This is a genomic window from Tepidicaulis sp. (genome assembly GCF_965222285.1).
Taxonomy (GTDB): domain Bacteria; phylum Pseudomonadota; class Alphaproteobacteria; order Parvibaculales; family Parvibaculaceae; genus Tepidicaulis.
This window is the reverse complement of sequence record NZ_OZ244942.1, coordinates 2,841,796-2,865,641: the sequence shown is the minus strand read 5'-3', so window position 1 is coordinate 2,865,641 and position 23,846 is coordinate 2,841,796. Positions and strand designations below refer to the sequence as shown.

Genomic DNA, 23,846 nt, shown 5'->3' with positions numbered 1-23,846 from the left:
AAGGCCGCGAAGCGTGCGGCTCCCAACCGCAAAAGGAGGATCGACACATGACATATAAGAGCAACCAACGGGCAGACGTTTACAGCCAGGTCACTGACCGCATCGTCGCCGCCATCGAAGCCGGGCAGGGGACATTCCAGATGCCTTGGCATCGCAGCAGCTTCGCGTCCCACCGGCCGCAGAACGTCGCCACCGGCGCGCACTATCGGGGCGTGAACGTGATTAGCCTCTGGGCTTCGGCTGAATTGACGGGCTTCTCGTCCGGCCTCTGGGGCACATACCGCCAGTGGCAATCTGTCGGCGCACAGGTTCGCAAAGGCGAAAAGTCCAGCTTTGTGGTCTTCTACAAGGAGCTTGAGGGCGACAACGCAATCGACGCCGACGATGATGGTGGTAAGCGCTTCGTTGCCAAAGCAAGCTACGTTTTCAACGCCGATCAGGTGGATGGTTTCACCCTGCCGGAAGAGCCCCTACCGGCCAATCCCGCCGAGGCTATCGCCCATGCCGAAACTTATATCCAGGCGACCGGAGCGACTATCCGCCATGGTGGCGAACGGGCCTACTACGACCGCATTTCGGATGCCATTCAGGTGCCGGAGCAGAGCCGCTTCCTTGGCACTGAGACCAGTACCGCTACCGAGAGCTACTACTCGGTGCTGTTGCACGAGCTGACCCACTGGACCGGCGCATCTAACCGGTGTGACCGACAGTTCGGCAAGCGGTTCGGCGACAACGCCTATGCGATGGAAGAGCTTGTGGCCGAACTGGGCGCTGCGTTCCTGTGTGCCGAGCTTGGCATCTCATTGGAGCCGCGCGCGGATCATGCCGCATACCTGGGCCATTGGCTTGAAGTGATGAGGGCCGACAAGAAGGCCATCTTCACTGCGGCGAGTCAGGCCAGCAAGGCGGCCGATTATCTCAGCAACCTTCAGTCCCGCACGACTGAGGCCGCCGTTTAGGCGGCCTCTAATACCGCTTATGCTTCTCGCGTTTTTGAGAAGGCTTTGGCGCAGCCCACTTCTCCTATTGAACGTGCTTAACCCGTCGCCCGCTTGCGCACGTCCTCAAGAATGTTGATCAATTCCACAACATCGGCACTTTCAAAGACACCCTCCACACCCAAGACATCTAAATCCGTAAATGGACTTTCGTAGAGACGTCCTGGTTCCATCACACCTCGATCAGTCAGATGCTCAATAATGAGATTGACGAACTCAATCTGATTGGCAGTTGGTGTCCGATGAGCCAAGAACTCGTCGAAGGCCTTTTTTGCTGCCTCTCGCTCCAAGCCCACAAGTGACCGAATGAAAAGGCCGAGGCTGCTATTCTTCTTCAGCTCTACGATATCTTCAGGCTCTGCAACGCCTGCTTCGAGAAACAGGCGCTCCAACTCACTGAGGTCCTGCACCGTAAGCGGCTCATTGCGACGAACTTTCTGAATGGCAATATGGTTTTCATTCTCCTTCAAGAAGTGCCGGGCTTTCTTCAGAAATCTTTGCATGTCGGTACCGGCCGACACTCCCGCCAGTTCCACTTCTTCAGCATCGCCGATTTCATCTTCAAAATCGGTATAGACATGAGGACGCTTCTTAACTTCGATAAGTTTGATCAAACCTCTCAGGCGGCGGCGAACTCCCTCCAGCATAGGCAGGGTAATGTCCTGCCAAAACTCGTCGGTTTGAACTTCAAGAATGAAGTCCATCTGTTCCTTCACCATGGGCACGTTGCTGGCTTCTGTCTCAAGCAACGATGCGAGCTTGATGATTCTCGACTTATAGGCGGCGAAGCTTTTCTCGGTGCGCAGCACAGAAAGCTGAGTCAGCAGAATTAGGTAATCGAAGCGCTTGGCGTCGATATCATCGTCAACTGTCGCAGTTGGCAATCCAGCGATCTCCTGGATCAGCTCCGTCCGCTCTTCGATGCCAAGATTCTGCCACGGCCTATCGCTCTGATACTTCTCAACAAGACGGCGTTTGGGGCGGACGACGAAGTTGTCGACATTCATCCCGTTCACTTCCTCCCGAAGGAGGGCAATGACATCACTCCTCAATTCATGAATGTCGTCTTTTGCCGCTTTCTTGCTGCCTAGTTCTCCGGCCAATTCGACGCGAGTGGCGAATATGCGTTCGCCAAGAGATGCCGCCGAAGAGCCTTCTGTAAAATCAGGGTTCTGGTTAAAAAACTCAAAGTTTTGGCAAAAATCGAAAACGAGAAAATATTCTTTATCCTTACCTACTCCGAAGAGATCGGAACACAAGCGCGTTCCCCGTCCAATCATCTGCCAAAATTTGGTTTTTGAGCGGACGATCTTAAAGAAGACGAGATTGACTACCTCTGGCACGTCAATGCCGGTGTCCAGCATATCAACGGATATTGCGATATGTGGCGCTTTGTCGGGGGACGAGAAGTCGTCTATCAGGGACTGCGCATACTCGGTCTTGAAGTCGATGACGCGGGCGAACTTGCCTGCGAGATGCGGATAATTCGCGTCGAATCGTTCTGCAATGAATTGTGCATGGTCATGGTTTTTGGCGAAGATGATGGTCTTACCCAGTCGGTCGCCATCGGCCACCTTCAGGCCATGCGTCATCACATGTTCTAGAACCTTATCGACCGTATCTTCGTTGAAGAGCCACTTGTTGACCGCAGCCGCCTCGATGCGGGCTGGAACCGTACCGTCTTCATCCCACTCGATGGCGTCCCAAGCTTCTTTCTCTTCCTCGGAAAGTTCATCGTAACTGATTCCCTGCCGCTGAAACTTGAGCGGGACTGAAACTGCCTTCGGTGGTACCAAGAATCCATCGCGAACAGCTTCATCCAATCCGTAAGCGTCTGTCGGAACACCGCGTTCGAGATCGAAGAGAGAATAGGTATCGCGGTCCACCTCATCTTTCGGCGTGGCTGTCAGGCCGACCAGGAGGCTGTCGAAATAGTCGAAGATCGCCTTGTACTTCCGGTAAACGGAGCGATGGGCCTCATCGATGATAATCAGATCGAAATGACCAGGCCCGAACCGGCGAACATCGCCTTTAGTTTCATCAATCAGCCCCATCATTGTGGGATAGGTAGAGACGTAGACACGGCCATGGGCCGTCTTGTCGGTCACTAGATTTACAGGCGATGCTTGAGGCAAAAACTTCTTAAAAGCGCCCGCCGCCTGATTGACCAAAGCCACGCGGTCGGCCAGGAACAAGATGCGCCGCGCCCAATTGGCACGCATCAGAAGATCGGATAGCGCAATAACAGTGCGGGTCTTGCCCGACCCCGTGGCCATCACCAAAAGGCCCTTGCGCAGATTGTCCTTCTCAAACGCCTCGGCGATGCGGCGGATTGCCCGTGTTTGATAGTAGCGCTCAACGATTTCCGAATTGATGTTTTCTGGAGCCAGTGATTTCAGTGTCGAACGGCGTTGAATGGCAAGCGCCAGCTCATCTTTCTTCAGGAAGCCTTGGATGGAGCGCGGCGGATAGCGCTCATCGTCCCAAATCCAATGCTCGTATCCGTTTGAGTAGAAGATGATTGGGCGCTGGCCGAATTTTTGTGCCATCGCATCGGCATATAGCTCGGCTTGGCGCTGGCCTTCGCGCGGATCGCGTCGTGTACGCTTTGCTTCCACCAGACCCAACGGCTTGCCATCATCACCCCACAGGACATAATCGACAAATCCATCGCCGGTATTGTTTGGCATACCGGTGACGGGGTATTCGGTGTCTTCAGGTTGGTCGAGTGCCCAGCCCGCCTCGCGAAGCAACAGGTCAATGAAAGCGTCGCGTGTTTCCGCCTCGTTGTAGTCATGACCGTCGGGAATGGCCTGATTGGCTTTCTTGACCTTCGCGATCTCATCCTGAAGTCGCTTAATTTCGCTTTCCAGCTTCAAGCGGTCGCCATCGCTCTTCAGGCGAGCAGCTTTTTCCTTCTCCAGTTCCTTCTGATGATCGTCAAAGCGCTCACGAAGTTTCTTAATCTGCTGGACCGTGCTGGCCGTGATCGTGACTGTCTTCTCTAGCTTGTTGCCATCGAACTGAAGGCCAGGCTCTGGCTTTGCGGTGCGTCCATAGGTCCGCGCCAGCCAGTAGGAAACATGAAATAGCTCCTTCAACGCCGTGACGGCGCGCGCTGGGGCGACTGGCTTCGTCTCATGGACGGCAAAGTTTCCCAAATCCTTGATCAACTTGGCTTTAGTGACGAGACCATTGCCGACAAGTTGGCGGAACGTCGGTTCGTGTATCAAGGCTGAGAGCGTCGATTCATATGGTGAGCGCAGCGTTCGGTCATGCGCATACATCCACTTGACTGCAACTTCGAGCGCCAAGCGCGCGTAGAAAGAGGCTCCTCGCGGGTCAGACAATGCGAGGGCTTCCGCCTTGGCGGCATGTTCATGAACTTCGGAGAAGTCGGGCAGGAGGAAGTGAAACTGTGTCATGCCGCTTCCTCTCTAGGTACCGCGATAAATTGTTTCGGAATTGATCAAATCGGTCAGATATGGGGAGAAGCCAGCGAGCAGGACGCTGATGCCTACCAGGTCCCGCATTTCGATTTCCCGGAGACGATTCTGGGCGTTGCCGCCATGACGAATGCCAGGATAGTCGGAAGCGAATTTGTAAATGTCCTTCATCGCCTCCTTGACCTTGTTGTGCGGCCAAGTTCCGACTTCGTCGCACATCCGGCCAAGCGTGTTCGTATTTGCGTTTACGCCAGGGCAGCGCTGACCAATGGCCTCCAGCAAGTTCACTTGTTTCTGAATGCAGGTCTTGATACGCCCGGCGGAGCGGTCGGCGCGCAGGTCACGTATCGCATCTTCAAACTCGACCATGAGCGGGTGCAGGTCTGCATCGCGCGCAGTCGCATCCTTCAGATCGCGAATTAGGCGTGCGAAGACGCCAGGCAAAGTCGGATTTAAGCTGAAGGGGCGACGCAAGTCATAGCGCAGGCTGTACTTATTGAGGAAGGCCTCTGCCAACAAGAAATAACGATTCGCGAGTGGATCGCCACCGAGATCGACGACGGTGTTGTGCGCCCGCTCCATGAACTCAACCAGCGCAAACTCGCCACAAAATACGGTTGCTTTGGTTTTCCTGAAGGCGGCGCGCGCCCGTTCCGGTTGGTCGACAAAATCCGCAAGAGCTGTCACGTCGGGGGGCGTTTCAAATGCACCGACGAGCTCGCGATAGAGTTCGCAGAAAAGATCACCGGGTGCGTCAGGATGCTTGGCCAGTTTCGACCAAATTTCGCGCCATGTTTCTGACCAGACGCCGATAACCTCTCCCCTCATGGTTACAGTTCTCCTCGGAAGGCGCGTTGTTGCAAAGAGATGAACAATGCATCCAGCTTTCTCAGGTGCGCCGTAAACGTTTCTTTTGCGGCAGACAGCGCTTCGACCTTCTTTCCGAACGCTATCTGTGCCTCGACGGGCGGCATGAGGATCGTGATGTCCTGAAATTCTTGGGCATTAATATTCGCCATTCCGACAATATTTTTGCACATGCTTCGGAGCGTCTTTTTGCCATGCTTGGAATTAAGGTACGCCGAAATGTAGAATGGATCGGCATGCTCGTTGACTCGCGCGCGCACCAGATATCCCGCGATTGCCATTGGCTTTGGTTCCGTGAAAACGGCGGTCTTTCCAACCAAATCCTTGCTATTGGTCCTGTTAAACAGAATATCGCCGTATCTGGTGGTGTACTTGGGGACTTCTTTGGCGAGGAGTTCTACATATTTGAGGTCGCGCGTGTCGACGCATCCGTCATAGGTGATGTTCCCCATTCTGAGGACCGGAAGCCCTCGCGGTTCCGTATGCGCTTTCTTCGCGGTTCCATATTTCACTTCTCCTACGAGGTCGCGAATTGTGCCTACAGGCCATCCTCGAGGGTTGCTCGATGGGTCGCCAAACATTTCATAAAAGAGAGCTTGGCTGAGGGTGTTAAGGCGTTCGACAGAGCGTTGGCGGGTGCGGCGCAGAGCGTTTGCTTGTTCGAGGACTGAAGCAATCCGCTTTTGCTCTTCAAGCGAGGGCAGATAGATTTCCGTATTCTTTATCATCCTCTGACTGATGTTTGGTTGGGCGCCGCCAACGCCCTTTGCGATTAGCTCTGTGGCTTTCGCGCATAGCGCGTGAAATATGTAATGATTATCTGCCAGCGAAGGATCGGGTAGTATATGGCAGACTGCTTGATTAGTAGTTGCCTCAATGCCTAGGCGGCCTACTCTGCCAACGGTTGCGCCATACATGGCGACGAGAAGAGCGCCGGCAGGAACCAGCTTTAGAGTGGTTTCTCTGAGGGCCGTTTCAGTAACGCTTTCTTCAGTTTGCGTTATCTCCGATTCGCGAAGTTCACCTGACTTAACCCAGGGTATACTCCCACCATAATAACGCTCCAGCTTTTGACGAGATGGTGTCGTACCGCTTCCGGTTTCACAGAAATCTGAAATCTTTAGAAAACGGGGGGCGGTCATCCCAGTATATCCTCCAGCTTAGTAAGGCCATCGGAGATTTCCTTTTCCATTGCGCGTAGTTCGGCGATGATTTTGGCGGGCGGGTCGTATTCGACCTCGTCGTGTTCCACTTCTTTGTAGCGGTTGAGAGACAGATCGAAGTCTGCCGCAGCAATATCCGCTTTGGACACGCAGAAGCTTTGTGCTGTACGCGGATTTTTCAGTTCTGTCCCGCCGCGCTTCTTCCAACGGGCGAGCACGTCGGGCAGGTTGTTTTTCTCTTTCTCTTCCGCGGTTAACGGCTTAGCGGGCACCGGCCCAAGCTTTTCGGCCGGAAGCAGGGGCGTGCGTTTATCGTCAAGCGAGAGGCCGTCGGCTTCTACATTGTAGAACCAGACGTGATCGGTGCCGCCGACACCGGTCTTGGTGAAGATTAGAATGGCGGTGGAGACACCCGCATAGGGGCGGAAAACACCTGAGGGTAACTTGATAACGGCATCAAGCTTGTGATCTTCGATCAACGTGCGCCGGATTTCCTTATGCGCCTTGGAAGAGCCAAACAGCACGCCGTCCGGGACGATTACCGCCGCGCGCCCGCCAGTTTTCAGGAGCCGCAGAAAGAGGGCGATAAACAAAAGCTCGGTCTTTTTCGTTTTGACGATCTTTTGCAGGTCCTTTGCCGTTGCCTCATAGTCCAGCGATCCGGCAAAGGGCGGGTTGGCCAGTACGAGTGAATAGGCGCCCGCATCCTCGCCATGTTCCTCGGCCAGGCTATCACGGTAGGTAACGTTCGGGTTTTCCGCGCCATGCAGCGTCATGTTCATTGCGCCAATGCGTAGCATGGTGGTGTCGAAATCGAAGCCATGGAACAGATTGTCGTGGAAGTGCTTGCGTAGGGCTGGGTCGCGCAGAATCTCCGGGTGGTGTTCGCGCAGATATTCACCGGCGGCGACCAGAAAGCCGCAGGTGCCAGCGGCAGGATCGCAAATAATGTCGGTGGGCTTAGGCTCCGTCAGTTCCACCATCAACCGGATTATATGACGAGGCGTGCGGAACTGACCGTTCTGCCCAGCGCTCGCAATGCGCGAGAGCATGTACTCGTAAACATCGCCTTTGGTGTCCCGATCTTCCATCGGGATACGGTCAAGCTTATCGACAACCTTTGCCAACAAGGCCGGGTTTGAAAAGCCGAGCCGTGCATCACGCATCAGCTTGCCATAGGCGGATTGGGAGCCGTTCAGAACACGGAGGAAAGGGAAGACATGCTCATCCACCACTTTCATCATCTCGCCGGATTCAAAATTCTTGAACCGGGACCAGCGCAGATCGTCGTAAGGGCGACCTTTTTCATCTTTGCCTTCGGGGAAAATACGCCGCTCCATCGGAGTGCCTAGGCGCTGGCTTTTCTTTTCTTCCAGCGTATGCAGCTCATCCAGCCTCTTGATAAAGAGGAGATAGGTCATTTGCTCCATGACGGAGAGTGGGTTGGCAACGCCGCCCGCCCAGAAGTCATTCCAAATGCCGTCGATCTGGCTTCTGATTTCTCCGGTTAGCATTCGTGTCCCCGCTCAATTGTATGTTTGTTGCTCACCGTGAGGCCTGCTCAAGAGCTTCCTTGAACTCAGCACGATTCATTACGACGACTGGTGCCTCTTTCGGGTCATCCAGTGCTTCCGCGACGTCAAGTCTTAGCCGTTTTTGGAAGTAGTAGAGCAACGCCCGCCGTACTGGGATAGCGGTTCGGCCGTTCTCCATATCGTAATCAAGGGCGATCACTTTGCGTTGATTCTCGCTCAACGCTGGGTTTGGTTCAAGAATTACGTCGAAGAACTCATTCCACCCTTTGTCATCTTCCTTTCGAGCTCCTTTTTCATCAGAAGCGCGGACCTCGATACAGCGAGAAAGAATATAATCTTTGAACTTCCGTTCGAGGTGGCAATACGCGCGCACATGCCAGCGCAATCCGTCACTTCCAAAAGCATGCGGTGAGATTGCTCGCCAAATGGGGTCGGGCCGCTGGTTGTTCATCGACTGATAGAAAATCTCGACGGCTCTCTCTTCCCTTATGGCTTCGAGGAGAGGACGCAGTACCGACGTTTCAACTCGGCGGTGAGGCAGCGGCAAGGTGTCGATACTTGGTGGTGCCAGGAGCCAGCTTTGTTCCCCATGCGCGGCAGGTTCCGCCGAACGGGCAAGCTCCGTCAGATATCTGTCCGCATCGGGCTTGAGGTAAACCGGCTTGAAAGTTGGGGCCGCGAAATAGCGTTTCTCGCTACGGTCATAGCGAAGGTTATGGGGGGCTAGTTCCTGGTACTGGCTCAGATCCTTCGATGCCTGAGGAACGGAGACACCGAAAAAGCCGGTGATATCCGCTCTATTGATGCCGCCCTCCCAAAACAGCCTGAACTCGATGAACTCAAGGCGTCGCTCTACGCCCCATCGTAGTTCCGTGCCTTTAGGTGTCATGCGCTCTCCAATACGAATAGAAACTATATTGACATCATAACTAGATGCGTATAGTATATTAACTTAAGTGAGGATTATTAGTCAATATCAAAGGCTTAGAGAATGTCGAAAAATGATCGTTATGTGGTGAAGCACCCCGATGGTTGGGCTGTTAAGGCGGCTGGCGCGGACCGTGCCAGCAGCGTCCACAAGACCCAGGGCGAGGCCGAACGGGCGGCGAAGGACACGGTTCAAAATCTTGGTGGCGGCGAAGTTCGCATCCAGGGGCGCGATGGGAAGTGGCGGGATTCGGACACGGTCGCGCCGGGCAACGATCCGAATCCGCCGAAAGATAAGAAGCACTAAGAGAGGGAATGCGCTGTGAGCTTTGATGCAAACCGGCAGGATTTGATTTTCGCGAGAACCGATGGGTGCTGCCACATCTGCCGGAAAAAGCTGGCGCGCAAGAACTACGGTGTTGTTGGGGCGAGAGGTGCTTGGGAGGTTGAGCACTCCGTACCCAGAGCAAGCGGCGGATCGGACCGCCTGAACAATCTGTATCCCGCTTGCATCTCATGTAACCGCGCAAAGGGAGTTACTTCAACACGAGGCTCCCGCAGGAAGAACGGTTTTCGATGCGCACCGTTATCGCCTGCGAAGAAAGAAGAGAACGCCTGGATCGGGGGCGTAGGTGGAGCGCTTGGCGGGCGCATTTTGCTGGCACCCTTGGGACCGCTTGGTATCGCCCTTGGAGCGGTGATTGGAGCCGCAATCGGCAAGATGATTGAGCCTGACTAGCGGTCCCCGCCCCATGCCAGGTTGTGGCACTCGGTTGGTGACATTCAGCAAGGTGGCGATGGAGCTCTCTACGAGTGGTTGAAAATTTTTCCTTAGGAGATTTTGAAAATGTCAAAAGATAATCCGTTTCACAGCCTCGCCACTCTCGATGAGATACTTCTCGATGTAGCGACCCTTATTGAGTTGAGTTCGCGAGATCGCCGCGTTGCTGAAAACAGGTACCGCAAGCTCAAGGCTCATCTTGAACGCTCGGCGAGCCCGCTTGCTGCGTATCTGATTGACGGGCGCAGCATGATCTATGCTCAGGGCTCCATCGCGACGAGCACGACCATCGTATCGGGCACGGATGATGATCGCTTCGACGTCGATGCGGTGGTGGAAATTGATGTTCCGGCGGATTGGGACGAAAAGCGGCCGCTCGACATTCTCGAAGAAGCTTTGCAGGGCTTTCCCGGCGTCGTCGAGATCGTGCGTTGCACACGGTGCGTGCAGATGCGGTTTCCCTTCATGCATATGGACGTAACGATTCTGGACCGGCGTCAGAATCTGGCCATTGAACGGGCAGGAGAAATTTTCCACTCGCCGGACAGGGGAGAGGCTTATCGCGTGCCCTCCAACCCTTGGGGATTTACGGCGTGGTTTCGCGGAGCAGTGGGGCAGGGACAGCAAGAGTTCACGGAAGCATTGCGTCGGCACCGTGCGACGGCCTCTGTGGACCGTCTTCAGATTCTTGACGAGGAAGAGAGGCTCGTTGTCGCGAACGCTGAACAAGAAGCTCTGCCGCCGGTCATCCCCAATGCGATTGACGCTCAGGAGGCTGTGGCGCTCAAGCTGCTCAAGCGGTTTATCAATCTTCACTACGAGAACTCGGGCGCGCGCCGACCGCCGTCGATCTATCTCGCCAAGCGGGCCGCCGATATCGGGTACATTCCGGACGGTCTTGCGGCTCAGCTTTACGTCCTTGCCCATACAACTGCACGCATTATGCGCCAGCACCTTGCTGCGAGTACGGTCCCGGCGGAATTCAACCCGTTCTACCGCGCCGACCTGATCAACGATCGCTGGCCCGGAGAAGGGCACATCGGCCAGAGGAACATGGAAGCCTGTGCTGCCGCACTGGAGATGCTGTGTGAACGTCTCAATGAAATGTGTTCGGCCTCGCTTTCCGACATCGCAGAAGGCATTGACGATCTGTTTGGCGAACGGATTGGCCAGGAACAGCGGAAGCTTCTCGCGGAACGGTATGACCGCCGTGACGGCAAATCCGAGATTGTAATGGAACCTCGGACCGGGGGCGTGCGCGCCCCGGCTGTGGTGGTCTCGACGAGGAAGTTCGACGAGGTCCCGCGCCACAACTTCCATCCTTTTGTGATCAAGAAGGAGGATGATGAGTAAGAAAGTGATGCGGCGCTCGCCGCATGCTCAGTTGCGGGCCATGAAGGAGCTTTGGCCGGATTTTGTTGGCGAGCGTAAGGGGAGCGGGCTTCTCGTATGGGGCGGACCACTGAAGCCAAAGGCGAAGGCATATCGCGTGAATGTTTTTTGGTGGCCAGGGCATATGAGTCTTCCGTATGTGATGCTTGATGAGCCGAAGCTCCAGCCACGGAAGGGCGGTTCGTTCGAAGAAATTCCTCATCTGCTGTTTTATGAGGAGAAGCCGGAGTTGTCTGGATTGTGCTTGTTCGATCCTGAGGCAAATGAATGGACGGAAGCTGACCTTATCGCCGAGACAACTATCCGTTGGACGTCAGAGTGGATCACGTACTACGAGTTCTGGCATTTGACTGGCACATGGCTGGGTCCCAGCGTCGGGCTTGAGAGCGTCGCGCAAATGAGAGCGGCGGAGGCAAAGGCCATCAGGGAGTGCTTGGCTGATGTTCACTGATCGCCGCGCGAACAGCCTGCAAACTCGTCGTGTGCGGCAAGCTTGGCCAGCCGATCGGCCGTTCAAGATTCTCGCTCTTGATGGTGGAGGTATCCGAGGCATCTACACAGCCGAGCTATTGCGACTGTGTGAGCGCGCCTTTGGCAAAGGCGAGGGTATCGCAAATTACTTTGACATGATCGCGGGCACCTCCACCGGCGGCATCATTGCGCTCGGTCTTGGTGATGGAATGTCTGCCGAGGAGATCGTGTCATTCTACAGCGATGATGGACGTCACATCTTCCCACCAATACCAAAGCGCTTTCTCGGTAAAGCGCGACGTTTCGGGGCTTGGATCAGCGGAACAAAGCTTGATCATGAGGAGCTGGAGCGCGCGCTCAAGGACCGGTTTAAGGACAGGTTGGTAGGGCATTCTGGTGCGCGACTTGTTGTCCCCTCCTTCATGATGCCCAAAACAGAAATTGCGGTGATCAAAACAGATCATCACGCTGATTTCCGTAGTGACCATCTAACTCCCATGTGGAAGGCAGCTAGGGCTACATCCGCGGCGCCGACCTACCTGAAGGGTCTCGAACACACGGAAAGCGGAAAGATATTCATCGATGGGGGCGTGTGGGCAAACAACCCTGTAATGGTTGCTTTAGTTGATGCCGTCACCGCCTATGAACTTTCGTTCGATCAGATCGAGGTGCTGAGTATCGGTACCGGCAATGCTCCGTTCGAACTCAAAAGCGCGTCGGTATTTAAGGGGCTGTGGGGTTGGCGCGAGATCATCAAGGCCGCCATGTTTCTCACCACCGATAACGCGACCGCACAGGTGAAGTTGCTTTTGGGGCCTGAACGCTGCTTGAGGATTGAGCCAGGAGATGAAGCTGCGAAAATCGAGATGGACGACTACGACGCAGCATTCGCGCTATTGCCTGATCGAGCACTAAAAGACTTCGAAATGAACGCCGAAGCCCTAGCAAATTTCTTCTCTCAACCTGTGTTGCCGCGCGAGAGGTATTACACGCAGCATTTGGTGGGGCTTTAAAAGTCCGAAATCAGCCTAAAAGTTGCACACTTTCCTACACATACACAGCGTGAACTACGATTACATTATTATATTCAATAACTTATAGAATGCCTATTTAGTCTCATAACCTGAAGGTCGCAGGTTCAAATCCTGCCCCCGCAACCAACGATACTTGCGATGCAAGCAGCCCGGTTCCAGAAATGGAGCCGGGTTTTTTGTTGGCTGCAAAGGAAAGCATGGCGGCGAGGTCGCCTCTGAGGATGATCACCAGTTCGCCGTTCTCGGGCACAAGCGTCACCCGGTCGACGAGGGCGCGAATGGCATCACGTGCTTCGCCTTTGGTCGTCTCATCCCGCAAGGCATCGTGAAGCGCGGCTACGCGTTTGCGGTACAGCTGCGCCATGTTGGGGTGAAGGAGAGCGGGAGGCTCCTTGGCCTCGGCGAGGATTGCCGTCAACTCCGCCTTGCGCGTCTCGAGCGCGCCTATCTTGTCCTTGAGCTGTGCACCCGGCACACCGTCGAAGATCGCTTGGATGGCGCGATCGATATCCCGTTCGATGCGCTCGACTTCTTTGCGTTGAGCGACCAGTGTCGTCCGGCGCTCGATGAGCTGCCGATTGACCTCCCGCGTAAACTCCTCGCAGAACGTCTCGAACAGCTTCGGTTCCATCAGGTGCGTGCGCAGGCCACTTAGGACCGATGCCTCCAACGTCTCGACACGAATGTTCAGCCGGTTGTCGCAAGTCCCCTTGGTCCGTGCCGCGGCGCAGCCGAGCAGGTTCTTCGAGATCAGTGAGTAGCCACCGCCGCAGCGGCCACACCTGACAAGCCCGGAGAGAAGATACTTGGGCCGGCGTCGGTCGACGAGCGGGTTGGTGCTCGGCTCTTGTGGCCCGAGCGCCATCATTTTCTGACGCACTTTGGCTTGATCCCAGAGAGCTTGCTCGACGATCCGGAGGTCTGGCACGTCCTGGACAACCCAGTCGGAACCAAGGTTGGCGCGTGAGACGCGTCTGCCGGTGTCCGGGTCCTTGATGTAGCGCTGGCGGTTCCACACCAGCCGGCCGACATAGAGTTCGTTATTGAGAATACCGGTGCCGCGTTTTGGATTGCCGTGGATGGTGCTCGGCCCCCACGCCTTGCCGAAGGGACCGGGCACGCCCTCTCGGTTCAGCACCTGGGCGATCGTTCGTGATGAGCTGCCGGCGACATAGTCGCGGAAGATACGCCGGACGATAGCGGCCTCGGACTCGTTGATTGTTCGGTCGCCGCGGACCGGCTCTCCGCTTTCGGACAAGCGCTGGACGACGTCGTAGCCGTAGCAGAGGCCGCCGCCTGATTTTCCGTTTTCGACGCGACCGCGCAGACCTCGACGTGTTTTGTCGGCAAGGTCCTTGAGATAGAGCGCACCCATCGTTCCCTTGAGTCCAATATGCAACTCGCTGACCTCGCCCTCCGAAAGAGTGACGATCCGCACGTCGGCGAAGCGCATGCGCTTGTAGAGGCCAGCGATATCCTCCTGGTCGCGAGAAAGCCGGTCGAGGGATTCCGTCAGCACGGTATCGAAATGCTGACGTTGCGCGTCGGAGATCAACTCCTGAATTCCCGGACGAAGAAGTGAAGCGCCGGAGATCGCGCGATCGGAGTAGCTATCGACGACCTTCCAGCCTTGGCGCTCGGCATGAAGCCGGCAGAGCCGCAACTGATCTTCAATCGACGCATCGCGCTGATTGTCGCTGCTGTAGCGGGCGTAGAGGGCGACACGGGACATCATGCTCACTCCTGTCCTGATTGCTCCTTCTCTTCCTTGGGCGTAATTCTGCTCGCCGCTGATCGCAACCACTCCCGTGCTGCTTGCCGAGCAAGCAATTTCACCAGAGGGACGAGCGCAAGACGGATTCTCTCAAGATCAGGGTCGACGTCCGAGTTTGCCGCATTGCCGTCGGCGGGCCGACGCCCGTCTCGATTACGCTTTGCCATCTTGCCATCCATCTGACATGGCATCCAGTGTCGGATGCAACCATCAAGATCTGGCGATTGCCAGCAGGGGATCAACAAGAAGCAAAGCCACATCAAAGACTTAGAAGTAGTTGGGCCTGCTTCGTCGTAGTTGTGGCTTTGTCGGCGCGGAAAAAGATGAAATGGGCGTGGAGAAAATTCGATGGGCGATTTCGCATGCCCGGTCCGCGATGGAATGCGATCGCATGTGCATTCCATGTGCACCGATAGAGCGCACTAAAGGATGTTGTGGGCGCAATAGTGCTAACTCCGCAATACGCGTCAACATCGGTGAGCGTCTTGGTGCTTGAGAAAATGCGTCTTGTTCGTCCAGCGATGGATTTGGGAGATTTACCTTCGTCGGCTGTCGTTTAGAGGATTGCGTGTTCTCTGCGTGTGCGGGGAAGCGTCAGCAGAAGTTGCTGGTTTCTTGAGCAGGTCCGAGAGCGCGGAGATAATCAGGAATCCAGTGCCCCGACACGGGTGAATGACGGCAGATATGCCGCACGGGCATCTGCGGGACCATTTCAGTTGGCCAAACCGAATTTGGGGTGGGTTTAGCCTTTGATTGGTGGCATTTCGGGGGGGCAGGCCACTTCTCGACGCGTGCAAGCGTGATGGTCCTGACGCCACCCACGTTTTCAATCCTCACCGTCCCCAATCCGTTCCCCCCTCGCTCGATCTTTTCTTCCGATCGGCCATAACCGGCGCTTCTGCCTTTCGTGGACGGGGTGGACGTATCCCCCTTGAATGCGCTAAGCAATATGAAAATCATGATAAGGGATAGGGATGGGTATCAACGGAAAATCCTACATAGTCGGCATCTACGAGCATCCGTGCCGCGCGGCGCTGGACAAGACGCTGCCGCAACTTCACGCCGAGATCGCGAAGGGCGCGCTGGCGGACGCTGGTCTTTCAAAGGACGATGTTGACGCATATTTCTGCGCCGGCGACGCACCGGGGTTGGGCCCGATCAACATGGTCGAATATATGGGCCTCAACAATGTGCGTCATATGGACAGCACGGAGACCGGCGGGTCTTCCTACATCGTCCATGTCAATCACGCAGCGCAGGCCATCGCTGCGGGGCATTGCAATGTGGCGCTGATCACGCTGGCAGGCAGGCCGGTTGCCGACGCGAAAGAAGGTAAGCCCGTCCGTTACTACAACCAGCAGGCGCCGGACTTTCCGTTCGAAATGCCTTATGGCCCCAACGTCACGAATATGTACGCCATGTGTGCGATGCGGCATATGTATGAATACGGCACCACCAGCGAGCAACTCGCATGGATCAAGGTCGCCGCATCCCATCACGCCCAGCACAATGAACATGCCAGGCTCCGCGATGTTGTGACCGTGGAGGATGTCATCAATTCGCCGATGATTGCCGATCCGTTACACAGGCTTGACTGTTGCGTTATCACCGACGGTGGTGGCGGCATTGTAATGGCGAGCCCGGCAGTGGCGAAGTCGCTGAAGCGTAGCCGCGTCAAGGTTCTCGGCGCCGGTGAGGCGCCCAAGCATCTCGCGGCGGGCCAGGTCGATCTGACCTATTCCGGCGCGCGTTGGAGCGGGCCCAAAGCGTTCGCCGAAGCCGGTGTCACGCCCGCCGACATCAAATACGCCTCCATCTATGATTCCTTCACTATTACAGTGCTGGAAACGCTCGAAGATCTGGGTTTTTGCAAAAAAGGCGACGGCGGAAAGTTTGTTTCGGACGGCAATCTGATTTCCGGCGTCGGCAAACTGCCCTTCAACACGGATGGCGGAGGATTGTGCAACAATCACCCGGGCAATCGCGGCGGCATGACCAAGGTTCTTGAAGCGGTTCGTCAGGTTCGCGGTGAGGCTCACCCAAAGGTTCAGGTTCGCAATTGCGATATTGCGCTGGCGCATGGAACCGGCGGGCTTCTGGGATCGCGGATGGGCAGCGCAACCGTTATTCTGGGAAATGAAGACGCATGAACACCGACCAAAAAAAGATCGATCTTGTGGTCAATTCCGAGAGCAAGCCCTATTGGGAAGGTGCCGCCAAGGGACAACTCCTGATCCGGGTTTGCAACGCCTGCGGCAAGGCGCATTACTATCCGCGGACGATTTGCCCGCATTGCTTCTCGGAGGACACAGCGTTCGTCGAGGCTTCGGGCAATGGCGTTATCTACAGCTATTCGGTCACGCGGCAAGCCAAGCCTCCTTATGTCATTGCCTATGTTGAGCTTGATGAAGGGGTTTCGATGCTCACGAATATCGTCGATTGCGAAATCGACAAGATTCGCATCGGACAGAAAGTCAGGGTCAAATTTACCGAGGCCGGCGAGGGATACGCGCTGCCGGTGTTCACACCCGTATGATGCGGGATTTTCGATGAACGGCATTCCGGCGTGCTTGACGGCTTGCCGGAACGTCCGGCGACGGGTCGGTTGAGGCAACGGACGGTTAAGGACGGAACGGCGTGATCGCAAAAAAAGCCGACCCCCGAAGACCGGATTTTTCAGGGAGGATCATATGGCTTGGAATTTCGGTGACATTCTCGACAGTATCTCGGCGGTTTTACCGCAGGAAGCGCCCGCTCTCATTCATGGCGATCGGGTGATCACATGGGCGGAAACGACACGGAGGTCCAACAATCTCGGGCGGGCGCTGATCGCACGCGGTGCCAGGCCCGGCGACAAGGTCGCGTTCTATATGCGAAACCGGCCCGAATATGTCGAGACCATGGCGGCCTGTTTCAAGAGCCGTCTTGTCCATGTCAACATCAACTACCGCTACAAGGCGGACGAAGTTTTCTACATCTTCAATGACTCCGACGCGCAAACGGTCGTTTACGGTTCCGAGTTCCGGGACATCATCGTCGAACTGAAAGACCGGCTTACAAAAGTCGCCACTTTCATTGAAGTGAACGAAGACGGATCCGCCGCGCCCTTCGCGGAAAATTACGAAAAGATCGTCACTGGCGGAGATGGCGCGCCGCTCGGCATCGAGCGGTCTCCGGACGATTTGCTGTTCATCTATACGGGCGGCACGACGGGCATGCCCAAGGGCGTGATGTGGCGGCACAACGACATGCGCGAAGCTCAGCTGACGACGCTTCGGGCGCTGGGGCCGATCCCCGAGACACTTCCCGAGTTGGTTGAGTTTATCGCGGCTTCCGGTCCAGGGCCCGTATCGATGCCTGCCTGCCCGCTGATGCACGGCACCGGCTTCATTACGGCTATAGGCAATATGATGAGCGGCGGCTGCATCGTCACGCTGGAGAGCCCGACCCTCGACGCGCATGAACTCTGGACGGCGGTTTCGCGCCGTGGTGTCAATTCGCTGGCGATTGTCGGCGACGCTTTCGCCCGGCCGATGCTGGCGGCGCTCGACGAGGCGCCTGGCAAATACAACCTGGCCAGCGTCGTCTCGATCATTTCTTCCGGCGTTATGTGGAGCGCGGAAGTGAAGCGTGGTCTGCTCAGGCATTTGCCGAATGTCATTCTGATGGATTCTTTCGGTGCCTCGGAGGGACTCGGTTTCGGCAGTTCGATCATGACGGGCGCCGGCGAGGTCAAGACCGCCAAGTTCCAGATCGGCGGCCGGTGCCGCGTGTTCGATGAAAACGATCAGCCGGTCGAACCAGGCAGCGGCAAGCCGGGCATCATCGCCCTAGGGGGACCGATTCCCGTTGGCTACTACAAGGATCCGCAAAAGACGGCCAAGACATTCAAGACCATTGGCGGCGAACGCTATTCCATTCCCGGCGATTGGTGCGTTGTGGAAAAGGACGGCAGCCTGACATTGCTGGGACGCGGCAGCGTTTGCATTAACACCGCGGGCGAGAAGGTCTACCCGGAGGAGGTCGAGGAAGTTCTGAAGACTCACCCATCCGTGGAGGACGCACTTGTTGTCGGCGTGCCCGATCAGAAATGGGGTCAGGCGGTCACCGGCATCGTCACGCTGGCGAACGGCGCGAAGTTTGACGAAGAGGATTTGCGCAAGCACGTCCGCTCGCACCTCGCCGGCTACAAAACGCCCAAGCGCATCCTGGTGGGCGCCGTGCCTCTTCGCGCGCCGAACGGCAAGGCCGACTACAAGAGCGTTACCGATTTCGCGAAACGCGAGCTCGGGGTTGCGTAGACGGCGGTTTGAGTGACGGCGCCGGATGCGGCCGCCGCACTCGCAACGGGAGGACTGGATGGGACGGGTAGACGGAAAAATCGCCCTTGTGACGGGCGGCGCCAATGGCATGGGGCGTTCCCACGCCTTGCTGCTTGCGCGCGAAGGCGCAACGCTGATCGTTACCGACATGGACGAGAAGGGCGGCAAAGCCGTGGTCGAGGAGATTAACGATAACGGTGGGCAGGCGCGATTTTTCAGGCACGATGTGTCGAGCGTCCCGGATTGGGAGCGGATTTCACAGCAGGCGAAGTCCACTTTCGGACGCGTCGACATCCTCGTGAACAATGCCGGTATTCTCGTTTTTTCTGCTGTGCAAGACACCTCGAATGAAGACTTCGCACGTGTTTTCGACGTCAATGTAAAAAGCGTATTCTATGGCACGAAATATATATTACCCGCGATGAAGGCGGCTGGCGGCGGTTCGATCGTCAATATTTCCTCGATCTACGGACTGATCGGTGCGCCCGCCACGGCGGCGTATCAGGCATCGAAGGGCGCCGTTCGCTTGCTGACGAAATCGACGGCTGTGGATTATGCGCCTTTCAAGATTCGCGTGAATTCCGTGCACCCCGGAATCATTCGCACGAATATGACAAAGGATCTCCTCGGCGATGCGGATGTCGCCAAACAGGTCCTGAGCGCCACGCTCATCGGCCGGCCGGCCGAACCCGTCGAGGTTTCCTATGCGGTCCTGTTTCTGGCATCCGACGAGTCGTCCTACATGACCGGCTCCGAGGTTGTCGTCGACGGAGGCTACACGACCATGTGACACCTTGCGATGCGATGGACTCCGGATTTGTTGAGGGTCGAAGCCGGTTTGTCGCTGGGCAGGAAAATAATCGTGTGTCAGTCTCGTGGCTGGCCAAACGGCGAGGAAGGAAGCGCAATGCGTGCATCCGGTGTGAGCAACCCACTCGATCGCATTCGCCACAGGCTCGATTCTTGGCTTTTCGAGGACATGTCGACCGGGCGCTTCATGCTCGATCGCGCCATATTCACCGATCCCGAGTTGTTCGATCTCGAGATGAAACACATCTTCGAGCGCAACTGGGTGTTTCTCGCCCGGCGAAAGCTATCTTGTTCTACTGACCGGGCCGCTCCGCGTCGCGCATCTGACCGACCATATTCCGCTCCGGCGCGTTTGCGAAATCATCAGCCCTGATTTCGTGGCGGCCGATACGACATCGTCCTCGCCATGTATCACGATCAGGGACACATCGCGGTCAAGACATGGGGCTTTTCCGGCAATTGCGCCATCATCATCGAGCTGTCCTACCTGCATGTGACGGTCGCGCATGGAACGGCCTATGACATTGCGGGCAAGGGCACCACCGATCCGGCGATGATGCTGAGCGCCATGCGCACGGCGGCCTCTCTTGCCGCGGCCGAGGATTTCCCGAGGAACGCTGACGGCCGTATGCCGTATTTTATGTTCGGGAGGCGTCGAACCGGCCGGCCATCATTCGCAACGGCGTATATTCGATCACCGTTTCGTTCCGTTGGGTCACGATCCGGTTGCGGGTGCGCACCAGACCGCGCCCCCTGGATGTCGGTCGCGCCTGAAGCACTTTGCATTCCACATGAATTGTGTCGCCGACAAAGGTAGGTCCCTTGACGTTGAACTCCATGTGCAGGAAGGCGAGGCCCGTCTCCTGCATCATCGACTGGACGAGCAAACCTTCGGCCATGCAATAGACCAGCGCGCCGGGCACCACACGGCCGTTCATGGGGCCATGGGCCTTGAGATATTCGATATCGGTGAAGAGCACTTCCACCATGCCTGTCGTGTTGATGAAATTGACCAGGTCGGTTTCGGTGATCGTCCGGCCGATGGTGCGGAATTCCTCACCGGCGGTGAGGTCGTTCCAGCACATGCCGAGTCCTATTTTTCGCATGCCCTCTCCTTGCAGGTAGCGGCGGCGACACGGCCCCGCCCGCGACATCCTGTGACTGATGCCCGGAAATGCGTCCCGGTGTTTTGCATCAGCCTGGAATTCTGACCGGCATGCTCGAGTAACCCTTGATCAGATTTGAAAAAACCCGCGTCGGTTCGCCGACCACTTCGATCGGCTTGTCGGGCCAGCGTTTCAGGATTTCTTCCCAGACGACGCGGAGCTGCATTTCCGCCAGCCGGTTGCCGACGCAGCGATGGATACCGAAGCCGAAGGATAGATGCTGTCGTGGATGCTTGCGGTCAATGATGAAGCTGTTGGCGTTTTCGATTGCCTCCTCGTCCCGGTTGCCCGAGACGTACCACATGACGACTTTGTCGCCTTTCTTGATCTGCTTGCCGCCAAGCTCCGTATCCTGAAGCGCGGTGCGGCGCATATGCGACAAGGGTGTCTGCCAACGGATGATTTCGGGGACCATGGATTCGACGAGCGATGGGTTGTCCCGCAGCTTCTTGTATTGAACCGGGTTCTCGTTCAGGGCCAGAAGGCCACCGGTGATCGAGTTGCGGGTCGTGTCGTTGCCGCCGACGATCAGGAGGAGAATATTTCCCAGATACTCCATTGGCCCCATGTTTTTCGTCGCTTCGCCCTGAGCCAGCATGGTGATGAGATCGTTTCCCGGCTCGGTCGCGTTGACACGCTGATTCCACAACTCGGTGAAGTAGGCGGCGCAATCGCGCAATTCATTCCTGCGAGCCTTCTCTGCCTCCTCATCGCCGAAGGCGGTGCCTGCGGTGGCGACATCCGACCAGCGGGTGAGCTTCCGGCGTTCTTCCCAGGGGAAATCGAAAAGAGTGGCGAGCATCTGCGTTGTCAGTTCGATCGACACGCGATCCACCCAGTCAAAGGTTTCATTGATGGGCAGGGAATCGAGAATTTTGCCGGCGCGCTCGCGGATCGTGCTTTCGAGTTTCGCCAGATTGCCGGGTGCGACGATCGGGCTCACAACCTTGCGCTGCGCGTCGTGCTTCGGCGGGTCCATCATGATGAACATGGGCAGGAAGAAACCTTCTTCCTGATTGCGGAGGGCGACGCCGCCCAGGGTCGCTTCAGACGAATAGATGCCGTGGTTGGTGTCGACATGCATGATGTCTTTGTATTTTGTCACCGACCAGAACGAGCCGTATTCGCTTTCCTTGCAGTAATGGACCGGATCTTCGCGGCGCAACCGCTCGAAATACGGCCAGATCGCATTCGCCCTGAAGAGCTCCGGATTGCTGACATCGATCTTCTCAAGCGGGATCGCGTAGGCGTCCGCAATCGGCTTGTCTCGATCGGCACCCAGGGATTCATTCATGACGGCGTCTCCATTGCGTTTCCAGAAGCCTGCGAATGCGTGACATAGGGGGTGCCGGTTAGCCGACTCTCTCCCATTAAATCATTATAAGCATATTCCCGTGGATTGTCAGGTTGCATTCATTGGGCGGCGACGCGGTGTCGCCAACTTTCCGAACAGTCCGTCACACGCCTGTTGCCGGCCTTCCGCCACCGGCTGCCTGCGGAATGTCATGCCGACAGGGCGACGGCGATCTCGCGCAACTTGAACTTCTGCACCTTGCCGCTCGGTGTTCGAGGCAGTTCGCCGACGATTTCCGCCCGTTCCGGCAGGTATTGCCGCGCGACCCTGTGCTCTTCGAGGAAGGCGACCACCTCGCGCAAGCCAACCTCGCGGCCGGGCTTCGGCACGATGAATGCACATGCCCGTTCGCCCAGCCGTTCATCCGGTACGCCGATAATCGCTACATCCTGAATGTCGGGATGACGGAAGAGAAGGCCTTCGATCTCGACCACGGGGATATTCTCGCCGCCGCGGATGATGATGTCCTTGGAGCGTCCGGTCAGCCGGATATAGCCTTGGCCGTCGACCCGCGCGAGGTCGCCTGTATCGAACCAGCCTTCCGCGTCGTGATTGTACCACTCCGGTCTTTTGAGATAGCCAACAAAAGTCGAACAGGCGCGAGCCTTGAGCATGCCCTCCTCGCCGGCGGGCAGGGGGCTGTTCCCGCTGTCGACCACCCGGACTTCCATGCCTGGCAGCGCGCGTCCGTCAGTATTGATCGCCTTGTCCTCCGGATCGTCGAGGCATGTCGTTGTCACCAGGCCGTTCTCGGTCATGCCCCAGGCCGACACGATATTTGTTCCGAGGATTTGCCGCGCCCGCTCGACTAGCGCGCGGGGGATGGGTGCGCCTGCCACCAGGAAGATGCGCAAACGGGATACGTCGCCCCCGTCCGCCGCCACCGTTTCGGTCAGATCGGACAGGAACGGCGTGGACGCCATGGTGAAGGTGATTCCTTCGCGGGAGATCGACGCGGAGGCGCGCTTCGGTTCCCATACATCCTGCAGAATGGCGGTCGCTCCGGCCAGAACGGGCATCAACAGCCCGTACATGAAGCCTGTCTGGTGTGCCATCGGCGACGCCATGAACATCACGTCGTCCGCGCCGAGCCCGAGGCGCTCGGCGCAGATGAGGATATTGGAGAGCAGCGTATTCGACGTATGCATGACGCCTTTCGGTTCGCCGGTCGTGCCGGACGTATACATCAATTGCGTTACGTCGTCGGGATCGGGTCGCCGCGCCGCGAAGAGACGGCCGGCGTCGCGCCGCTGCTCCCACGGCGTATCAAGAAGGACTTTCTCAAAGCTGGTTTCGCCGTCGCCGCCGATGACGAGCACATACTTCAGCTGCGGCAGGTCGGCCCGGATGTTGGCCACCATGGCAGGGTAATCGAAGCTGCGAAAGGCGCGCGGGATGACGAGTACCTTGCTTTCCGCAAGGCCAAGCATGAAGGACAATTCGCGCTCGCGAAAAATCGGCATCAATGGATTGGTCACGGCGCCGATCCGTACGCAAGCCAGATGCAGCGCGGTGAATTGCCACCAGTTCGGCAATTGGCAGGAAACAACATCGCCTTTCTCCACGCCGAGTTCCGCGAGGCCGACCGCGATACGTTCGACAATCTTGCCGAAATCGCGGTAGCTGAGGCGGGTGGCCTCATTCGTCATGGAGTTGAAGTCGACGACGGCCGTCTTGTCCGGCATTTCGGCGATGCAACCGTCGAGGTAGCCGGCGGCCGTCTTGCCGGGCCAGAAGCCGCCGGCGTTCATCGCCTCGACACGCTTCCTGGTCAGAACTGGATCGAACATCGGTAACCCTCCCCTC

The 23,846-nt window shown here is 56.9% G+C and carries 20 protein-coding genes and 1 pseudogene; 12 read left to right on the top strand and 9 right to left on the bottom strand.

The window, feature by feature from the left end; all coding sequences use genetic code 11:
* Positions 1–47 precede the first annotated feature (47 nt).
* Entirely contained in the window at positions 48–959 is a 912-nt protein-coding gene (locus ACOQOT_RS13700; RefSeq protein ID WP_420559757.1) for an ArdC family protein, read from the top strand.
* A 77-nt stretch (positions 960–1,036) separates the two neighbouring features.
* Here the strand turns inward: ACOQOT_RS13700 and ACOQOT_RS13695 are convergent, their stop codons facing one another.
* Genes ACOQOT_RS13695 through ACOQOT_RS13675 form a run of 5 tightly spaced genes read right to left on the bottom strand, consistent with a single transcriptional unit; the run spans position 1,037 to position 8,898 of the window.
* Positions 1,037–4,423, bottom strand: coding sequence for a DEAD/DEAH box helicase family protein (locus ACOQOT_RS13695; RefSeq protein WP_420559756.1), 3,387 nt, complete (start codon positions 4,421–4,423; stop codon positions 1,037–1,039).
* A gap of 12 nt (positions 4,424–4,435) precedes the next feature.
* Positions 4,436–5,272: a hypothetical protein gene (locus tag ACOQOT_RS13690; RefSeq protein WP_420559755.1), complete on the bottom strand. Its 837-nt coding sequence runs from the start codon at positions 5,270–5,272 to the stop codon at positions 4,436–4,438.
* A 2-nt stretch (positions 5,273–5,274) separates the two neighbouring features.
* Entirely contained in the window at positions 5,275–6,453 is a 1,179-nt protein-coding gene (locus ACOQOT_RS13685; RefSeq protein WP_420559754.1) for a restriction endonuclease subunit S, read from the bottom strand.
* Complete coding sequence (locus tag ACOQOT_RS13680) at positions 6,450–7,988, bottom strand: type I restriction-modification system subunit M (RefSeq protein WP_420559753.1); 1,539 nt, start codon at positions 7,986–7,988, stop codon at positions 6,450–6,452. Before ACOQOT_RS13680 ends, ACOQOT_RS13685 begins: the two co-directional genes overlap by 4 nt.
* Before the next feature lie 31 nt (positions 7,989–8,019).
* The gene (locus tag ACOQOT_RS13675; protein ID WP_420559752.1) at positions 8,020–8,898 is read right to left on the bottom strand and encodes a WYL domain-containing protein; all 879 of its coding nucleotides are present in this window, start codon (positions 8,896–8,898) and stop codon (positions 8,020–8,022) included.
* Positions 8,899–9,000: 102 nt separating this feature from the next.
* Between ACOQOT_RS13675 and ACOQOT_RS13670 the strand changes: the two genes are divergently transcribed.
* The 5 genes from ACOQOT_RS13670 to ACOQOT_RS13650 all read left to right on the top strand — a co-directional run bounded on the left by ACOQOT_RS13670 (position 9,001) and on the right by ACOQOT_RS13650 (position 12,593).
* Positions 9,001–9,243 (top strand): DUF2188 domain-containing protein, encoded by a 243-nt coding sequence (locus ACOQOT_RS13670; protein ID WP_420559751.1) that lies wholly within the window; start codon positions 9,001–9,003, stop codon positions 9,241–9,243.
* Between the two features lie 15 nt (positions 9,244–9,258).
* Positions 9,259–9,675 carry an HNH endonuclease gene (locus tag ACOQOT_RS13665; protein WP_420559750.1) on the top strand — a complete coding sequence of 139 codons (417 nt, stop codon included), beginning with the start codon at positions 9,259–9,261 and terminating at the stop codon, positions 9,673–9,675.
* Positions 9,676–9,783: 108 nt separating this feature from the next.
* A complete protein-coding gene (locus ACOQOT_RS13660; protein WP_420559749.1) occupies positions 9,784–11,070 on the top strand; it encodes a nucleotidyltransferase in 1,287 nt (428 codons plus the stop codon).
* A complete protein-coding gene (locus tag ACOQOT_RS13655; RefSeq protein WP_420559748.1) occupies positions 11,063–11,560 on the top strand; it encodes a hypothetical protein in 498 nt (165 codons plus the stop codon). Before ACOQOT_RS13660 ends, ACOQOT_RS13655 begins: the two co-directional genes overlap by 8 nt.
* Positions 11,550–12,593: a CBASS cGAMP-activated phospholipase gene (locus ACOQOT_RS13650; RefSeq protein WP_420559747.1), complete on the top strand. Its 1,044-nt coding sequence runs from the start codon at positions 11,550–11,552 to the stop codon at positions 12,591–12,593. The genes ACOQOT_RS13655 and ACOQOT_RS13650 overlap by 11 nt, the downstream gene beginning before the upstream one ends.
* A 103-nt stretch (positions 12,594–12,696) precedes the next feature.
* On the opposite strand, the gene ACOQOT_RS13645 is transcribed toward ACOQOT_RS13650, so the two are convergent.
* On the bottom strand, positions 12,697–14,349 hold the full coding sequence (locus ACOQOT_RS13645; RefSeq protein WP_420559746.1) for a recombinase family protein: 1,653 nt from the start codon (positions 14,347–14,349) through the stop codon (positions 12,697–12,699).
* A gap of 1,013 nt (positions 14,350–15,362) precedes the next feature.
* On the opposite strand from ACOQOT_RS13645, the gene ACOQOT_RS13640 reads away from it, so the two are divergent.
* From ACOQOT_RS13640 to ACOQOT_RS13615, 6 genes and pseudogenes are all read left to right on the top strand, one after another.
* Positions 15,363–16,538: a thiolase domain-containing protein gene (locus ACOQOT_RS13640; protein ID WP_348326492.1), complete on the top strand. Its 1,176-nt coding sequence runs from the start codon at positions 15,363–15,365 to the stop codon at positions 16,536–16,538.
* Complete coding sequence (locus tag ACOQOT_RS13635) at positions 16,535–16,924, top strand: Zn-ribbon domain-containing OB-fold protein (protein ID WP_293217777.1); 390 nt, start codon at positions 16,535–16,537, stop codon at positions 16,922–16,924. The genes ACOQOT_RS13640 and ACOQOT_RS13635 overlap by 4 nt, the downstream gene beginning before the upstream one ends.
* Before the next feature lie 154 nt (positions 16,925–17,078).
* Positions 17,079–18,689, top strand: coding sequence for an acyl-CoA synthetase (locus tag ACOQOT_RS13630; RefSeq protein WP_348326490.1), 1,611 nt, complete (start codon positions 17,079–17,081; stop codon positions 18,687–18,689).
* A gap of 58 nt (positions 18,690–18,747) precedes the next feature.
* Complete coding sequence (locus tag ACOQOT_RS13625; RefSeq protein WP_339614559.1) at positions 18,748–19,500, top strand: glucose 1-dehydrogenase; 753 nt, start codon at positions 18,748–18,750, stop codon at positions 19,498–19,500.
* Between the two features lie 117 nt (positions 19,501–19,617).
* Positions 19,618–19,893, top strand: coding sequence for a hypothetical protein (locus ACOQOT_RS13620; RefSeq protein ID WP_293217761.1), 276 nt, complete (start codon positions 19,618–19,620; stop codon positions 19,891–19,893).
* A 33-nt stretch (positions 19,894–19,926) separates the two neighbouring features.
* Positions 19,927–20,040 (top strand): annotated as a pseudogene (locus ACOQOT_RS13615) (4-hydroxythreonine-4-phosphate dehydrogenase PdxA); the annotation flags it as partial.
* 118 nt (positions 20,041–20,158) lie between these two features.
* Here ACOQOT_RS13615 and ACOQOT_RS13610 read toward each other — a convergent pair.
* From ACOQOT_RS13610 to aliA, 3 genes are all read right to left on the bottom strand, one after another.
* Positions 20,159–20,626, bottom strand: coding sequence for a MaoC family dehydratase (locus ACOQOT_RS13610; protein ID WP_167090817.1), 468 nt, complete (start codon positions 20,624–20,626; stop codon positions 20,159–20,161).
* An 88-nt stretch (positions 20,627–20,714) separates the two neighbouring features.
* On the bottom strand, positions 20,715–21,980 hold the full coding sequence (locus ACOQOT_RS13605) for a cytochrome P450 (RefSeq protein WP_420559745.1): 1,266 nt from the start codon (positions 21,978–21,980) through the stop codon (positions 20,715–20,717).
* A gap of 209 nt (positions 21,981–22,189) precedes the next feature.
* Positions 22,190–23,830, bottom strand: a complete 1,641-nt coding sequence (gene aliA, locus ACOQOT_RS13600; protein ID WP_293217755.1) for a cyclohexanecarboxylate-CoA ligase — start codon at positions 23,828–23,830, stop codon at positions 22,190–22,192.
* Between the last annotated feature and the right edge of the window lie 16 nt (positions 23,831–23,846).

Coding starts and splice junctions, on each gene's coding strand:
- ACOQOT_RS13700 (WP_420559757.1), top strand. CDS start 48: ATGACATATAAGAGCAACCAACGGGCAGACGTTTACAGCCAGGTCACT.
- ACOQOT_RS13695 (WP_420559756.1), bottom strand. CDS start 4,423: ATGACACAGTTTCACTTCCTCCTGCCCGACTTCTCCGAAGTTCATGAA.
- ACOQOT_RS13690 (WP_420559755.1), bottom strand. CDS start 5,272: ATGAGGGGAGAGGTTATCGGCGTCTGGTCAGAAACATGGCGCGAAATT.
- ACOQOT_RS13685 (WP_420559754.1), bottom strand. CDS start 6,453: ATGACCGCCCCCCGTTTTCTAAAGATTTCAGATTTCTGTGAAACCGGA.
- ACOQOT_RS13680 (WP_420559753.1), bottom strand. CDS start 7,988: ATGCTAACCGGAGAAATCAGAAGCCAGATCGACGGCATTTGGAATGAC.
- ACOQOT_RS13675 (WP_420559752.1), bottom strand. CDS start 8,898: ATGACACCTAAAGGCACGGAACTACGATGGGGCGTAGAGCGACGCCTT.
- ACOQOT_RS13670 (WP_420559751.1), top strand. CDS start 9,001: ATGTCGAAAAATGATCGTTATGTGGTGAAGCACCCCGATGGTTGGGCT.
- ACOQOT_RS13660 (WP_420559749.1), top strand. CDS start 9,784: ATGTCAAAAGATAATCCGTTTCACAGCCTCGCCACTCTCGATGAGATA.
- ACOQOT_RS13655 (WP_420559748.1), top strand. CDS start 11,063: ATGAGTAAGAAAGTGATGCGGCGCTCGCCGCATGCTCAGTTGCGGGCC.
- ACOQOT_RS13650 (WP_420559747.1), top strand. CDS start 11,550: ATGTTCACTGATCGCCGCGCGAACAGCCTGCAAACTCGTCGTGTGCGG.
- ACOQOT_RS13645 (WP_420559746.1), bottom strand. CDS start 14,349: ATGATGTCCCGTGTCGCCCTCTACGCCCGCTACAGCAGCGACAATCAG.
- ACOQOT_RS13640 (WP_348326492.1), top strand. CDS start 15,363: ATGGGTATCAACGGAAAATCCTACATAGTCGGCATCTACGAGCATCCG.
- ACOQOT_RS13635 (WP_293217777.1), top strand. CDS start 16,535: ATGAACACCGACCAAAAAAAGATCGATCTTGTGGTCAATTCCGAGAGC.
- ACOQOT_RS13630 (WP_348326490.1), top strand. CDS start 17,079: ATGGCTTGGAATTTCGGTGACATTCTCGACAGTATCTCGGCGGTTTTA.
- ACOQOT_RS13625 (WP_339614559.1), top strand. CDS start 18,748: ATGGGACGGGTAGACGGAAAAATCGCCCTTGTGACGGGCGGCGCCAAT.
- ACOQOT_RS13620 (WP_293217761.1), top strand. CDS start 19,618: ATGCGTGCATCCGGTGTGAGCAACCCACTCGATCGCATTCGCCACAGG.
- ACOQOT_RS13610 (WP_167090817.1), bottom strand. CDS start 20,626: ATGCGAAAAATAGGACTCGGCATGTGCTGGAACGACCTCACCGCCGGT.
- ACOQOT_RS13605 (WP_420559745.1), bottom strand. CDS start 21,980: ATGAATGAATCCCTGGGTGCCGATCGAGACAAGCCGATTGCGGACGCC.
- aliA (WP_293217755.1), bottom strand. CDS start 23,830: ATGTTCGATCCAGTTCTGACCAGGAAGCGTGTCGAGGCGATGAACGCC.